The sequence below is a fragment of the Streptomyces sp. TE5632 genome, assembly GCF_054061295.1.
On record NZ_JBSSEA010000003.1, the window covers coordinates 101,524 to 115,338 of the forward strand.

The 13,815-nt window shown below is 70.5% G+C and carries 14 protein-coding genes; 5 read left to right on the plus strand and 9 right to left on the minus strand.

Going from position 1 to position 13,815, the window contains the following annotated elements; all coding sequences use genetic code 11:
- Positions 1 to 6: 6 nt before the first annotated feature.
- The 3 genes from ACVW19_RS05505 to ACVW19_RS05515 form a co-directional block, all read right to left on the minus strand.
- A complete protein-coding gene (locus ACVW19_RS05505; RefSeq protein ID WP_457457130.1) occupies positions 7 to 744 on the minus strand; it encodes a methionine ABC transporter permease in 738 nt (245 codons plus the stop codon).
- Positions 741 to 1,814, minus strand: coding sequence for a methionine ABC transporter ATP-binding protein (locus ACVW19_RS05510; protein ID WP_457457132.1), 1,074 nt, complete (start codon positions 1,812 to 1,814; stop codon positions 741 to 743). Before ACVW19_RS05510 ends, ACVW19_RS05505 begins: the two co-directional genes overlap by 4 nt.
- Before the next feature lie 409 nt (positions 1,815 to 2,223).
- Positions 2,224 to 2,874 (minus strand): HAD family hydrolase, encoded by a 651-nt coding sequence (locus tag ACVW19_RS05515; protein WP_457457133.1) that lies wholly within the window; start codon positions 2,872 to 2,874, stop codon positions 2,224 to 2,226.
- Positions 2,875 to 2,943: 69 nt separating this feature from the next.
- Between ACVW19_RS05515 and ACVW19_RS05520 the strand changes: the two genes are divergently transcribed.
- Positions 2,944 to 3,303 carry a hypothetical protein gene (locus tag ACVW19_RS05520; RefSeq protein ID WP_457457134.1) on the plus strand — a complete coding sequence of 120 codons (360 nt, stop codon included), beginning with the start codon at positions 2,944 to 2,946 and terminating at the stop codon, positions 3,301 to 3,303.
- Position 3,304: 1 nt separating this feature from the next.
- On the plus strand, positions 3,305 to 3,721 hold the full coding sequence (locus ACVW19_RS05525; protein WP_457457136.1) for a hypothetical protein: 417 nt from the start codon (positions 3,305 to 3,307) through the stop codon (positions 3,719 to 3,721).
- A gap of 10 nt (positions 3,722 to 3,731) precedes the next feature.
- Here the strand turns inward: ACVW19_RS05525 and ACVW19_RS05530 are convergent, their stop codons facing one another.
- The 3 genes from ACVW19_RS05530 to ACVW19_RS05540 form a co-directional block, all read right to left on the minus strand.
- On the minus strand, positions 3,732 to 4,229 hold the full coding sequence (locus ACVW19_RS05530) for a GNAT family N-acetyltransferase (protein WP_109379516.1): 498 nt from the start codon (positions 4,227 to 4,229) through the stop codon (positions 3,732 to 3,734).
- 57 nt (positions 4,230 to 4,286) lie between these two features.
- Positions 4,287 to 4,790, minus strand: a complete 504-nt coding sequence (locus ACVW19_RS05535) for a sigma-70 family RNA polymerase sigma factor (RefSeq protein WP_457457138.1) — start codon at positions 4,788 to 4,790, stop codon at positions 4,287 to 4,289.
- A gap of 76 nt (positions 4,791 to 4,866) precedes the next feature.
- Entirely contained in the window at positions 4,867 to 6,066 is a 1,200-nt protein-coding gene (locus ACVW19_RS05540) for a glycerophosphodiester phosphodiesterase (protein WP_457457139.1), read from the minus strand.
- Between the two features lie 486 nt (positions 6,067 to 6,552).
- Here ACVW19_RS05540 and ACVW19_RS05545 point away from each other — a divergent pair, with 486 nt between their 5' ends.
- Positions 6,553 to 7,224, plus strand: a complete 672-nt coding sequence (locus tag ACVW19_RS05545) for a lysophospholipid acyltransferase family protein (RefSeq protein WP_457457141.1) — start codon at positions 6,553 to 6,555, stop codon at positions 7,222 to 7,224.
- Between the two features lie 68 nt (positions 7,225 to 7,292).
- On the opposite strand, the gene ACVW19_RS05550 is transcribed toward ACVW19_RS05545, so the two are convergent.
- The 3 genes from ACVW19_RS05550 to ACVW19_RS05560 all read right to left on the minus strand — a co-directional run bounded on the left by ACVW19_RS05550 (position 7,293) and on the right by ACVW19_RS05560 (position 11,338).
- Positions 7,293 to 8,264 carry an aldo/keto reductase gene (locus tag ACVW19_RS05550; RefSeq protein WP_457457143.1) on the minus strand — a complete coding sequence of 324 codons (972 nt, stop codon included), beginning with the start codon at positions 8,262 to 8,264 and terminating at the stop codon, positions 7,293 to 7,295.
- Positions 8,265 to 8,340: 76 nt separating this feature from the next.
- Entirely contained in the window at positions 8,341 to 9,768 is a 1,428-nt protein-coding gene (gene argH / locus ACVW19_RS05555) for an argininosuccinate lyase (RefSeq protein WP_457457145.1), read from the minus strand.
- 376 nt (positions 9,769 to 10,144) lie between these two features.
- Positions 10,145 to 11,338, minus strand: a complete 1,194-nt coding sequence (locus ACVW19_RS05560; RefSeq protein ID WP_457457147.1) for an argininosuccinate synthase — start codon at positions 11,336 to 11,338, stop codon at positions 10,145 to 10,147.
- Positions 11,339 to 11,683: 345 nt separating this feature from the next.
- Here ACVW19_RS05560 and ACVW19_RS05565 point away from each other — a divergent pair, with 345 nt between their 5' ends.
- Both ACVW19_RS05565 and ACVW19_RS05570 read left to right on the plus strand, forming a co-directional pair.
- On the plus strand, positions 11,684 to 12,271 hold the full coding sequence (locus ACVW19_RS05565) for a pyridoxamine 5'-phosphate oxidase family protein (RefSeq protein ID WP_457457149.1): 588 nt from the start codon (positions 11,684 to 11,686) through the stop codon (positions 12,269 to 12,271).
- Positions 12,272 to 12,407: 136 nt separating this feature from the next.
- Positions 12,408 to 13,790: a ferredoxin reductase family protein gene (locus tag ACVW19_RS05570; protein ID WP_457457151.1), complete on the plus strand. Its 1,383-nt coding sequence runs from the start codon at positions 12,408 to 12,410 to the stop codon at positions 13,788 to 13,790.
- Positions 13,791 to 13,815 lie beyond the last annotated feature (25 nt).

The window sequence follows — 13,815 nt, forward strand, 5'->3', positions numbered from 1 at the left end:
CCGGGGTCACCCGGCCTTGCCGGCATCGGCCGTCGCCGGTTCCTCGGCCTTGAGCAGCCGCAGCTTCGGCCCGGCGCCCGGGCGTCCGCCGCGGTGGTGCAGGGAGCGGGCCGCGTAGTCGCCGGCGAACTGGATGAGGGAGATGACCACGGCGAGGATCGCGACGGTGATCCACATCAGCCCGGTCTCGAAGCGCTGGTAGCCGTAGCGGACGGCGAGGTCGCCGAGTCCGCCGCCGCCCACGGTGCCGGCCATGGCCGAGTAACCGATGAGGGCGATGATCGTGGTGGTGGTGCTGGCGATCAGCGAGGGCAGCGCCTCGGGCACGAGGACCCTGCGGACGATCGTCCAGGTGTTGCCGCCCATGGCCTGCACGGCCTCGACGAGCCCGTGGTCCACTTCGCGCACGGCCGTCTCGACGAGCCGGGCGAAGAAGGGGATGCCGCCGATGGCGAGCGGCACGATCGCGGCCTCGCTGCCGATGGTCGTCCCGGTGATCCAGCGGGTGAAGCTCATCAGGGCGACCATGAGGATGATGAACGGCATCGAGCGACCGACGTTCACGATCTGCCCGACGACCTTGTTCACCAGACTGTTCTGCAGCAGCCCGCCCCTGTCGGTGAGGACGAGCAGCACTCCGATCGGCAGACCGACGACCACGGAGATCAGGGTGGACCAGCCCACCATGACCAGCGTTTCCCAGCACGCCTGTTCCAGCAGGGGCTGCATCTGGGACCAGGTCACTTGGCCGCCTCCTTCACGAGGGTCCGCGCGCCCGGTTCCGCCTGCGCGGCCTGCGCCGCCCGCGCTGTCTGTTCGACGATGTCGATCTGCAGCCCCTGCTCCCGCAGGAAGCCGACCGGTACGACGTTGTCCTCGTAGCGGCCCGGGAGTTCGATGCGCATCCTGCCCACCTGGAGGCCTCCGACGGTGTCGATGGCGGCACCGAGGATCGATATGTCGATGTTGTAGGTGCGGGCCAACTGGGAGATGACCGGCTGGGTCGCGCTCTCGCCCTGGAAGGTGACGTCCAGGACGGTGCGGTCGTCGTCCGAGGCCTCACCGGCGACCGGGAACAGCGCGGAGGCCAGTTCGGAGCCGGGGGTGGCGAGGAGTTCGGTGACCGTGCCGGACTCGACGATCCGGCCCTTCTCCATCAGCGCGGCCGAGTCGCAGATCGTCTTCACGACGTCCATCTCGTGCGTGATGAGCAGGACGGTCAGGCCTAGCTGGCGGTTCAGGTCGCGCAGCAGCGCCAGGATCGAGCGGGTGGTCTCCGGGTCGAGAGCGCTGGTGGCCTCGTCGGACAGCAGCACCTTCGGGTCGCCGGCCAGCGCGCGGGCGATGCCGACGCGCTGCTTCTGGCCGCCGGAGAGCTGGGCGGGGTAGGACTTGGCCTTGTCGGCGAGGCCCACCAGGTCGAGCAGTTCCAGCGCCTTGCGGGAACGTTCCTTCCCCGACCGCCCGAGGATCTCCAGCGGCAGTTCGATGTTGTCCTGCACGGTGCGCGAGGAGAGCAGGTTGAAGTGCTGGAAGACCATGCCGATACGGCTGCGCGCCTGCCGCAGTTCCCGTCCGGCGCGCGGGCCGCGCCCGGCCAGGGCGGTGAGGTCCTGCCCGGCTACGGTCACGGTGCCCGAGGTGGGGCGCTCCAGCAGGTTGACGCAGCGGATGAGCGAGGACTTTCCGGCGCCGGACTGGCCGATGACGCCGTAGACCTCGCCTTCGCGGACGTGCAGGTCCACGCCGTCCAGGGCGGTGACCTCGCGTCCGCGAGAACGATAGACCTTGCTCAGGCCCGAGGTGGTGATCACGTGAACATCCGTCACTGTCGAGTGCGCGACACGTCGTGGCGCCGGCACGAGGCATTCAGGGTCGAAAGCAGCCCGTACGCGGCACGGCTTCTCCCGAGCGCGGCGGAGGTGAACCGTGGAGAGACGTGCGCGGGGGGCGTGGTTCCGTCGCGCATGCGGGACCCGGGGGACACGCGGGCGGACGGGAACCGGCTCTCGCTTCGGGGCGCGAGGCTCAAGTGGTGCGGGGGCCCTCTAGAAGGCGCGCATTCGGAGCGGACACATACAACCGGCACCGGGCGGCATGTACGCCTCGGTCGCGGGGCTGCGGTCGCTCATCGTGGTCATGCGGTCAGTAAAGCAGACCTTTACTGCCGACCGGACACCCATGTCCACATTCTGGACAGTCGTGGACACAAGTGAGCGCACGTCAGGGGCGTACGGCGATCTCCACCCCCGCGTCCGTGACCAGTGCGGACAGGGCCGACAGGTCCTTCACCACCAGGTCGGCGGTCAGCTCGTGGGCCTGGTGGGTTGTGGCCAACGCCACGGTGGTCATGCCGGCGGCCCGGCCGGCCTGGAGCCCGGCGGGAGCGTCCTCGAAGACGACGCAGTGTTCGGGGTCCACGCCGAGAGTCCGGGCGGCGAGCAGGTAGGGCTCGGGGTCGGGCTTGCCCCGGGTGATGTCGTCGGCGGCCACCAGGGTCTTGGGCAGGATGCCGGCGGCGGCGAGGCGGGCCTCGGCCAGCCGTCGGGTGGCGGAGGTGACGACGGCCCAGCGCTCGGCCGGCAGCGCGTCGAGGAAGTCCCGGGCGCCCGGCAGCAGAACGGCCCCGCCGTTCGGCACGTCTTCCACCTCCAGGTCCTCGATCCGCGCGACGGCTTCCGGCACGACGTGGGCGGGCAGCAGGTCGGCGGCTATCTCGACGGCCGGCCGGCCGTGCAGCTCGATCCGCCCGAACTCCTCGGCCGTGATCCCGTACTCCATGGCCCACCGCGTCCAGCAGCGCTGCACGGATTCGAGGGAGGACACGAGGGTCCCGTCGTTGTCGAACAGGAGAGCTTGCGCATGGATGGTCATGCCATCGACCATACGGTGCCGGTGGGGCCGGGCACGGTAGGGCCGTTCCGGCGTAATAAGGTCGCTGACATGCTTGATGTCCTGACGCTGACGACCGGCGTCGCCGCGCTGCTGCTGGCCGCCTGGTGCGGCTGGGCCGCCTACCGGGATCAGCCGACGAAGGACTGGCACTTCATCGGCATGGCCGTGGTCACGCTGCTGACGCTGGTTCAGCTGATCGTCGGGATCGTGCAGCTGGCCCGGGGCGAGAAGCCCGAGCAGGGGACGACGATCTTCCTCGCGTATCTGCTGGGCTCGTTCGCGTGTGTCCCGGCGGCGGGCTTCATGTCGCTGGCCGAGCGCACCCGGTGGGGCTCGATCACGGTGGCCGCGGGCGGTGTCGTCCTGGCCGTGCTCGAGGTCCGGCTCTATGACATCTGGGGGGCCTGAGATGGCCGCGCCGGAACGGAAGCCGACCGGGACCCGGCTGATCGGCGGGCCCGGACTGCTGCTGGTGTGGCTGTACGGGGTGATGGTCGTCGGCGCCGTGTCGCGCTCCGCGTACCAGATCGCCACCGAGTTCGACCGGGCACCGCTCGCCTACTCGCTCTCGGCGATCGCCGGGGTGGTCTACGGATTCATCACGTACACCCTGGTACGCGGCGGGGAGACGGCCCGCAGGGCGGCGCTGGTGTGCTGCGCCGCCGAGCTGGTGGGCGTCCTGACGGTCGGCACCTGGACCCTGGCCGATCCGTCCGCCTTCCCCGACGCGACGGTGTGGTCGGACTACGGGATGGGGTACCTGTTCATCCCCGTGCTGCTGCCCCTCACGGCCATGTACTGGCTGCGCAAGGCACGCACGGCGTAACGCCCCCCGGTCAGGCGGTGGTCGCGTACGTCTCGGCCGACTTCTCCAGGACGATCTGCGGTACGCCGTCCGCTCCCCGGGACGTCCCGACCCGCTGGTAGCCGACCCGGCTGTACAGCTGGAGGTTGCTCTCGCTGCGATGCCCGGCGTGCAGGCGGAAGGTCCTGGCGCCCCGCTCGTCGGCGAGGGCGGCCTCGGCGACCCGCAGGAGCCGGGCGCCGATGCCGTGCCCCTGGAGGCGGGGGTGGACACAGAGCTTGCCGATGGCCGCGGCGGCGTCCTCGGTGCTCCTGCCGTGCACCGAGCCGACGATCTCGTCACCGAGGCGGGCGACGAAGACCAGGTCGGCGGCGACCTCCTCGCGGACCGAGTCCAGACTCTGGACGAGCGGGTCGATGCGGTAATTGCCGTACAGCGCCGCTTCGCTCTGGAAGCACAGGTACTGCAACCTGAAGATCTGCTCGGCGTCCTGCTCGGCCGCCGCAGAGATGGTCACGCTCATGCCCATGTGCGCATGCCTCCCGCTCACCTGATCACCTGTGGTCCCTCACTCCTATCCCCGTCCTCAACGCGACGCAACCTTCGGCGCGAGCAATCGGCGCAGACATCCCAGGCATCTGGAACGTTCCGGACCCAGGCTGCCCTGTGAGATACCCAACTCCCCTGCGATTTCCCGGTATGTCGGGTCATGCGGGGCCAGCAGCGCCTCCAGCAGCCGGGGGCAACGGCCGGGCAGCCGGCGCACCGCGTCCCGCAGGGCGCGGCGGCGGGCGGCGGCGACGGCGAGGAGCTCGGGGTCGCGGCCGCGGGGGTCGCCGGGATCGACGGGGTCACCGGCCCACGGCCTCTCGTGCCGGACGGCGCGGCGGCGGCGCCGGGCCTCGGTGCGGACGGCCCTGCGGAGCCAGTCCTGGGGGTCGCGCGGCGGGCCGTGGGCCTCGAGGCGTTCCAGGAGGCGCAGCCAGACCGCCTGTTCCAGGTCGGCGGGTTCGGCCCCGGACGCGTACGCCTCGGCGGAGGCCTCCGCGGTGAGCAGCGGACGGAGAGCGGCGACCAGGTCATGGGTCATATGCGCAACGACACGGCCGCCCCGGGCCCGGTTGCCCGGAGCGGCCGGAAATCACCCTGAACGGGGACAGAGCGGCTCAGCCGTTGACGAAGTCCTCGCGGGCGAGCAGAGCGGTGTCCGGGTGGTCGGTGAAGACGCCGTCGATGCCGGTGGCGAAGTAGGTACGGAAGGCGCCGAAGACGTCGCCGTAGGCGTCGGGGTCACTGCCTCTGCGGAAGTTCGCCGGCAGGAATGGGTTCTCGTTGCGCATCGTGTACGGGTGCAGGATCAGTCCGGCCCGGTGCGCGTCGTGGACGAGGCCGGTGGGCTCGGTGAGGTTTCCGGCCGCGTCCCGGGGGATGACCAGGTCCAGGGTGGGGCCGATGCCCTGGGCGTAGGAGGCGATCTCCTTCAGGCCCTTCGGCGTGATGAGGTCGGCCACCGTGCGCGGGTCACCGTTCTCGACGAAGTCCCAGGGGCGGCTGTTCGCACCGGAGAGCAGCACGGCGAGCGGGTTGCCGACGAGCCTGCTCATCCGCTGGATGCTGGTGGGTTCGAAGGACTGGACGATGACGGGCGAGTTCTTCTTGTCCTTGCCGTACGTGCGCAGCAGCCGGGCGAGGCGCTCCTCGGTGCCCAGGCCCAACCGGCGGAAGTAGGTGGGGTGCTTGAGCTCGGGGTAGATCCAGACCTGCTTGCCGCGCTTGCGGGTCTGCTCGTTCTGCCAGCGCAGCACCTCTTCGAAGGTGGGGATCTCCCAGCGTCCGTCGTAGAGGGTGTTGTGCGGGCGGTTGGCCGGGATGCGCTCGGTGGCCCGGAGCGTCTTGAGTTCGGCGAGGGTGAAGTCCTCGGTGAACCAGCCGGTGACAAAGACGCCGTCGAGTCGCTTCGTGCGCTTGCGGTCGGCGAACTCGGGACGGCTCGCGACGTCCGTGGTGCCGCCGATCTCCGGCTCGTGCCGGCAGACGAGGTGGCCGTCCCTGGTGGGCACCAGGTCACCGGCCTCGACGATGTCGGCACCCATGTCGAGGGCCAGTTCGTAGGCGCCGAGCGTGTGCTCGGGCCGGTAGCCGCTGGCCCCCCGGTGGCCGATGACGGTCGGGACGGGCAGGCCCTTGACGCCCCGTCCGCCGCCGCTGCGCCCCTCGGCGTGCCGGGCCTCGGCCGCTCTCGCCGTGCCGCCCAGCCCGAGGACGGTGCCGCCCGCGCCGAGCACCGCCGCGCCCAGGAGCGCCCGCCGTCCGGTTCCGCCGTCCGCGGCCTTGCCCGTCCGCTCGTCCGACTCCTGCGTTCCCATGAGGTGCCTCCTGCCGTCGACCGTCAGTGCGGGGTGATCGTAGGGGCGCGTGCATGACGAACGGGAGACCGCGGCCGGAACACGCGGGGGCCACCGGATGGCGTACGGCCCCGGGCCCGGCGCGTCGGGCTCCGGACGGGTGCGCCAGGCGGGGGCCTGACGATCCGCCGGCTTCGGAGGCGCCGTACCGGGTACTCGTAGGCATGCCGCCGACGGCGCGCCTCCCGCAGTCCGCGGGTCGCGCGTGCTTCGATCCGGCCGTGTCCGCACCCCGGACCGACGACGCCGCGGATCGGCCTCCGCGGACGCGACGTGCCTCACATCACGTCGTGCGCGTTACGGCCGCACTGCACCACGTCACCGCAGGTGAACATGCGTCTGCACCGCGTGACACCTCGGTGGACCCGACGTGCGCGTCCCCCTCGCCCGCGAGTAATGTCCTTGCCTGCACAGACTCATACCGCATTCCCGACACCGGAGGACCCGTTGTCCCGCTTCGCGCTCATCAAGGCAGTGCTCGGCCCGATCATGCGCTTGATGTTCCGCCCACGGGTGGAGGGTGCGGAGCACATCCCGGGTGACGGTCCGGTGATCCTGGCCGGCAACCACCTCACGTTCATCGACTCGATCGTCCTGCCGATCGTCTGCGACCGCCAGGTCTTCTTCATCGGCAAGGACGAGTACGTCACCGGCAAGGGCCTCAAGGGCCGGGTGATGGCCTGGTTCTTCACCGGCGTCGGCATGATCCCGGTCGACCGGGACGGCGGCCGGGGCGGGGTCGCGGCGCTGATGACGGGCCGTCGGGTGCTGGAGGATGGCAGGGTCTTCGGCATCTACCCCGAGGGCACCCGCTCCCCCGACGGCCGCCTCTACCGGGGCCGCACCGGTATCGCGCGGCTCACCCTGATGACGGGCGCGCCCGTCGTCCCGTTCGCCATGGTCGGCACCGACAAGCTGCAGCCGGGCGGCGCGGGCCTGCCCCGGCCGGGCAAGGTCACGGTCCGCTTCGGTGAGGCGATGGAGTTCTCCCGTTACGAGGGCATGGACCGCGACCGCTACGTCCTGCGGGCCGTGACCGACTCGGTGATGGCCGAGGTCATGCGCCTGTCCGGGCAGGAGTACGTGGACATGTACGCCAGCAAGGCGAAGGCCGCCTGACCTCGCTCGCCGCGAGGACCACGCACGCCGACGGCGGACCGCTGCTGAAGCGGTCCGCCGTCGGCGTGTCAGTGCCAGGCCAGCTGCCCGCGTCGTTCCCAGTACGCGTGCGGGTCCTCGGGCAGCGCGGCGAGGCGGGACAGCTGGTCGTCGTCGAGGTCGACGGCCGCCGCTCGCAGGTTGGAGGCGAGCTGGACGACGGTGGCGGCACCGGAGAGGACGACACCGGCCCAGGGCCGGCGCAGCACGAGCGCGAGGGCGACGGCGTCGCAGTCCAGTCCGGTCTCCGCGGCGACGGCCCTGAGCGCGTCGGGGGCGTGGGCCGCGGCCAGCCGTCCGTTGGCCATGCCCTCCTTGACGATCACCGTGAGCCCGGCGTCGTGGGCCTCGGCCAGCGCGGGCTCGGCGGACGTCTCCAGCGCGTTGTACGTGGACTGGACGGTACGGAAGAGGGGTTCGCCCTCGACCGTGACGGCGAGCGCCGCGCGGATGGCGTCCGCCTGGGCCGGACCGCTGGTGGAGAACCCGACCGTGAGGCCCTGGGCCGCCGCCTCGGCGAGCCGGGCGTGGAGGTCCTTGTCGGTGAGGGCGGGGCTGTCCGGGGTCACCGAGTGGATCTGGTAGAGGTCGAGCCGGTCCCCGAGCAGTGCGTCGGACTCGGCGCGCTGGCGCTCGTACGCGGCGAGGGAGTGCTCCTTGACCTCGTGCCGCTCGGCGTCGGTGGACCAGTCCGCGGTGTACGTGTAGCCCCATTTGCTGCCGATGACGACGTCGTCGGCGTCGGGCCGGTCGCTCAGCCAGCCGGCGAGGAACTCCTCGGACCGGCCGTAGGAGCGGGCCGCGTCGAAGTAGCGGACGCCCTGGGCGTAGGCGGCGTCGAGGAGGTCGTGGGTGCGGGTGCGCAGGGCCTCGACGCTGCGGTCGTCCCCGAGGTCGGCGTCGCGGCCCAGGTTGATGTAACCGGGCCGTCCGACGGCGGCGAGTCCCAGGCCGATGTGGCAGGTGGGGGTCGTCGCGGAGGAGAGGCGTGTGAAGGGCATCGGGGGCTCCGTCCGGTCGGCTCCTTGCGGCTGCCCGACCAACGTAACCCGCGATGCCCCTGCGACACCTGAGTGATTACTTCTTGGCGTTCGCCCACGCGTGCTGGGCGGCCAGGTCCGCCTTGACCTCGGCGAGCTGCGTGGCGACCGCGCTCGGTGCCGTGCCGCCGCGGCCGTTGCGGGAGGCGAGGGCACCGGGGACGTTGAGGACGGTGCGCACCTCGGGGGTGAGGTGGGTGGAGATCTTCGCGAACTGTTCGTCGGTCAGCTCGTCGAGCTCCTTGCCCTCCGCCTCGGCGGCCTTGACGCACTCCCCCGCCACCTCGTGCGCGACCCGGAACGGTACGCCCTGCTTGACCAGCCACTCGGCGATGTCGGTGGCCAGCGAGAACCCGGCCGGGGCCAGCTCCTCCATGCGCTCGCGGTGCACGGTGAGGGTGGCCATCATGCCGGTGAAGGCCGGGAGCAGGATCTCCAGCTGGTCGATGGAGTCGAAGACCGGCTCCTTGTCCTCCTGGAGGTCGCGGTTGTACGCGAGCGGGAGCGCCTTGAGGGTGGCCATCAGGCCGGTCAGGTTGCCGATCAGCCGTCCCGACTTGCCGCGCGCCAGCTCCGCGATGTCCGGGTTCTTCTTCTGCGGCATGATCGACGAGCCGGTGGAGAAGGCGTCGTGCAGGGTCACGAAGGAGAACTCCTTCGTGTTCCAGATGATGACCTCCTCGGCGATCCGGGAGAGGTTCACGCCGATCATCGCGGTGATGAAGGCGAACTCGGCGACGAAGTCCCGGGAGGCCGTGCCGTCGATGGAGTTGGCCGCGCTGCCGTGCTCGAAGCCGAGGTCGCGGGCCACCGCCTCCGGGTCCAGGCCGAGGCTGCTGCCGGCCAGTGCGCCCGAGCCGTACGGCGACACCGCGGTCCGCTCGTCCCACTGGCGCAGCCGTTCGGCGTCCCGGGACAGCGACTGGACGTGGGCGAGGACGTGGTGGGCGAAGAGCACCGGCTGGGCGTGCTGGAGGTGGGTGCGGCCGGGCATGGCCACGTCCGGGTGGGCCTCGGCGAGGCCGACGAGGGCGTCCTGGAGATCGGCGATCAGGCCGCCGAGCGTCCGGGCGTGATCCCGCAGGTACATCCGGAACAGGGTCGCGACCTGGTCGTTCCTGGAGCGGCCCGCACGCAGTTTGCCGCCGAGGTCGGGGCCGAGGCGCTCCAGCAGGCCGCGTTCCAGGGCGGTGTGCACGTCCTCGTCGGCGATGGTGCCCGTGAACGAGCCGTCGGCGACGTCCGCCTCGAGCCGGTCGAGGCCCTCGATCATGCGGGTGAGTTCGTCCTCGGTGAGCAGGCCCGCCCCGTGCAGCACGCGCGCGTGCGCACGCGATCCGGCGATGTCGTAGGGCGCGAGCCGCCAGTCGAAGTGGACGGACGCGGACAGCTTGGCCAGGGCCTCGGCGGGACCGTCGGCGAAACGGCCGCCCCAGAGCCGTACGTCACCGCTGTTGCTGCTCACTTGAAACCTCCGAGGGCGCTTTCGGCTCCAGCCGGGGAATGAATCGAACTTCCGCGGAGCGGAGCTTCACCCGAAAAGTGATAGACCACCCACACGGTTGAGCAAGCTGACTTTCGTGCGTTGCGAGAGCCAAGCACGCGCAGCTCCTTTGTCTTGACGGGCAACCGGGCAGGTTCCGTCCCGGCTGGTGCTGAGAGCGTCAGTCTCGATCGCTCGCTGAGCGAATGAGCTGCTTGAGCCGGGAATCCCCTGCTTCAGCCGGGGGAGGGTTCCATTGCGTTGCCCCTCGAAAAGTGGTGCTGTGTGACCGCCTCCCCACTTTCGGTGAGCGAGGAGGCGGTTGTCAGACTGATGCGGGTGAGGCGACCGGACGCCCCTACGCGAGGTCGCGCCTGGCGGCGATCTTCGACGACAGGCTGTAGATGTCGATGAAGCCCTTGGCCGCCGCCTGGTCGAAGGTGTCGCCGGTGTCGTAGGTGGCGAGGTTGAAGTCGTACAGGGACGACTCGGAGCGCCGGCCGGTGACGACGGCCCGGCCGCCGTGCAGGGTCATCCGGATGTCGCCGTTGACGTGCTGGTTGGCCTCGGCGATGAAGCCGTCCAGGGCGCGCTTGAGCGGGGAGAACCACTGGCCGTCGTAGACCAGTTCGCCCCAGCGCTGCTCGACCTGCCGCTTGTAGCGGGCGAGTTCGCGCTCGACCGTGACGTTCTCCAGCTCCTGGTGGGCCGTGATCAGCGCGATGGCGCCGGGCGCCTCGTACACCTCGCGGGACTTGATGCCGACGAGGCGGTCCTCGACCATGTCGATCCGGCCGACGCCCTGGGCGCCCGCGCGCTCGTTGAGCTGCTGGATGGCCTGGAGGACGGTGACGGGCTTGCCGTCGATGGCGACCGGCACACCTTCCTTGAAGGTGATGACGACCTCGTCGGCCTCGCGCGCCACGGCGGGGTTCTGCGTGTACTCGTAGACGTCCTCGATCGGCGCGTTCCAGATGTCCTCGAGGAAGCCGGTCTCGACGGCGCGCCCGAAGACGTTCTGGTCGATGGAGTACGGCGACTTCTTCGTGGTCGCGATCGGCAGGCCCTTGGCCTCGCAGAAGGCGATGGCCTTGTCGCGGGTCATGGCGTAGTCACGGACCGGGGCGATGCACTTCAGGTCGGGGGCGAGGGCGACGATGCCGGCCTCGAAGCGGACCTGGTCGTTGCCCTTGCCGGTGCAGCCGTGGGCGACGGTGGTGGCGCCGTGCTTCTCGGCGGCGGCGACGAGGTGCTTGACGATCGTCGGCCGGGACAGCGCGGAGACCAGCGGGTAGCGGTCCATGTAGAGGGCGTTGGCCTTGATCGCCGGGAGGCAGTACTCGTCGGCGAACTCGTCCTTGGCGTCGGCGACCTCGGCCTCGACGGCACCGCAGGCGAGCGCGCGCTTGCGGATGACGTCCAGGTCCTCGCCGCCCTGGCCGACGTCGACCGCAACGGCGATGACCTCGGCGCCCGTCTCCTCGGCGATCCAGCCGATGGCGACGGAGGTGTCCAGACCGCCCGAGTAGGCGAGTACGACGCGCTCGGTCACGGGATTCTCCTTACAGTGCATTCGCTGACATGCATGAGTATGCAGTAGAGCGCATGATTCGTCAATCCATCTCTGCGCAGAGGGTGACCCCGGGAGCGACTCCGGGGGTGACTGAACGCGGGAAACCGCTTTCCCGCATCCCCCAGGACGCAGGCGTCGCGTCGGCACGACCGGGACACCAGGAGACACCAGGAGACACCAGGAGACACCGACGAAACCCGACCCCACCCCCTCGACCCGAGTGACGCGACAGGCGCCGTGGCCACCCCGTATTCACGCCGGCCGGGGCGACCACGGGCGATAATCCTTAGACAGTCGAAAGAAACGTGCCCATAATCGGTGCCCATGGGAAAGACCTATGAACGCATAGACGGCCGCCTGCGCACGTTCATCGAGGCGCAACCGCTCTTCTTCACCGCCACCGCGCCCCTGTCCGCCGACGGCACGGTCAACCTCTCACCCAAGGGCCTCAAGGGCTCCTTCGTCGTCCTCGACGAGCTCACCGTGGCCTACCTCGACTTCGCCGGGTCCACCGCCGAGACCATCGCCCACCTGCGGGAGAACGGCCGTATCACCCTGATGTGGTGCGCCTTCCAGGGGCCGCCCAACATCGTGCGCGTCCACGGCCGCGGTGAGCCCGTCTTCCGGGACGACCCGCGCTTTCCCGAACTGCTCGCCCGCTTCCCCGACATCGATCCGACGGCCCACGGCCTGCGCGCGATCGTCGTCGTGACCGCCGAGCTCATCCGTGACACCTGTGGCTACGCCGTCCCGTTCATGGCCTACGAGGCGGAGCGCGACCTGCACGCAAAGCGGTTCGCGCGGGAGGACGACGCCTCGCTGGACGCGTACTTCACCAAGAAGGAACACGTCGCGACGAGCCTGGACGGCCTGCCCGGGCTGCCCCTGCCGCTGCCCCCGTCCCCGGCCTGAGCCGTCAGCCCGGACGCCTCGATCTCCCGAGGGACGTCCCGGGGCTTTTTTCCTCCGCACGCTCCGACGTTTCGCTGAACGCTCCCGAGTCACGGCACGTATGTGTGGGCCAAGGGTCAAGTCCCACGGAGGAACCGTGACCACCACGCTCGCAGGCGGACGTGCCGCCCGCCGTCAGACGATGCGCCGCATCCGTCCGCGCCGCTCCCCCGCCGTGCCCCTGCTGCTCGCCGTGGGGGCGGGCGCGGTGGCCGTGCTGTGGTTGTGGTGGAACAACACACCGTCCATCTCGGACACCACCGGAAGGATCGTCGCCGCGGGACGCATCACCGGCCTGCTGGCCGGCTATCTGATGGCCCTCGTGGTGCTGCAGATGGCCCGGGTCCCCGCACTGGAACGCCGGGTGGGTTCGGACCGGGTCGCCCGCTGGCACGCGATGAGCGGGCGCTACACCATCAGCCTGGTCGTCGCCCACGTCTTCCTCATCATGTGGGGATACGCCCTCCAGGCCGGCAAGGGCCTCGGCGACATCGTCCAGCAGACCGTCACCTCCATCGACCAGCTGCCGGACATGGGCAAGGCCGCCATCGGCACGGGTCTGCTGTTCGTGATCGCGCTCATCTCGATCGGCCCGATCCGTCGCCGAGTGCCGTACGACAGCTGGTACCACGTGCACCTGCTGACGTACGCGGCGATGTACCTGACGTTCTGGCACCAGATCACCACCGGCAACGAGTTCGCCGTCGAGCCGTCCGCGAAGACCTTCTGGTACGGGCTCTACGGCGCCGTGACCGCGCTGGTCCTCTGGTACCGGGTGCTCACCCCGATCCGGCTGAACCTGCGTCACCGGATGCGGGTCGAGGCGGTCATCGAGGAGACGCCGGGCATCACCTCGGTGCTGATCAGCGGGCGCAAGCTGCACCGGATGGGCGCGGAGGCCGGTCAGTTCTTCCGCTGGCGGTTCCTGGCGCCGGGGATGCGGTTCAGCTCCCACCCGTACTCGCTGTCGGCGGCTCCCCGCCCCGACATGCTGCGGATCACCGTGAAGGCGATCGGCGACCACACCTCCCGGTTGCGCGAGCTGGAGCCCGGCACCCGGGTGTGGGCGGAGGGACCCTACGGGGCGATGACCGCCCAGCGCCGCAGCCGCGGCAAGGTGCTGCTGGTCGCGGGCGGGGTGGGGATCACCCCGATGCGGGCCCTGTTCGAGACGCTGCCCGGCGCCTCCGGGGACATCACCCTGCTGTACCGGGCCAACACCACCCAGGACCTGGCCCTGTGGGGCGAGCTCGCCAAGATCGCCGAGGAACGCGGTGCGCGCCTGATGTACGCGGTGAACAGCCCTGAGGGAGAACGCCCCGACATCTCGGCGGACAGCCTTCGGCGGAAGATCCCCGACATCGACGACCACGACGTCTTCATGTGCGGCCCGCCCGGGTTCGCCCAGTCGGTGTACGACGCACTGCGCGGCGCCGGGGTCCCCGCCCGCCGTATCCACCACGAGTCGTTCGAGATGTGAGCGACGGGTCATCCACACCCATCAG

Excerpts from the sequence above, each read along its gene's own strand:
- ACVW19_RS05540 (WP_457457139.1), bottom strand. The coding sequence starts at position 6,066 with ATGGGAACGCAGGAGTCGGACGAGCGGACGGGCAAGGCCGCGGACGGC.
- ACVW19_RS05530 (WP_109379516.1), bottom strand. The coding sequence starts at position 4,229 with ATGGGCATGAGCGTGACCATCTCTGCGGCGGCCGAGCAGGACGCCGAG.
- ACVW19_RS05550 (WP_457457143.1), bottom strand. The coding sequence starts at position 8,264 with ATGCCCTTCACACGCCTCTCCTCCGCGACGACCCCCACCTGCCACATC.
- ACVW19_RS05535 (WP_457457138.1), bottom strand. The coding sequence starts at position 4,790 with ATGACCCATGACCTGGTCGCCGCTCTCCGTCCGCTGCTCACCGCGGAG.
- ACVW19_RS05525 (WP_457457136.1), top strand. The coding sequence starts at position 3,305 with ATGGCCGCGCCGGAACGGAAGCCGACCGGGACCCGGCTGATCGGCGGG.
- ACVW19_RS05515 (WP_457457133.1), bottom strand. The coding sequence starts at position 2,874 with ATGACCATCCATGCGCAAGCTCTCCTGTTCGACAACGACGGGACCCTC.
- ACVW19_RS05565 (WP_457457149.1), top strand. The coding sequence starts at position 11,684 with ATGGGAAAGACCTATGAACGCATAGACGGCCGCCTGCGCACGTTCATC.
- ACVW19_RS05520 (WP_457457134.1), top strand. The coding sequence starts at position 2,944 with ATGCTTGATGTCCTGACGCTGACGACCGGCGTCGCCGCGCTGCTGCTG.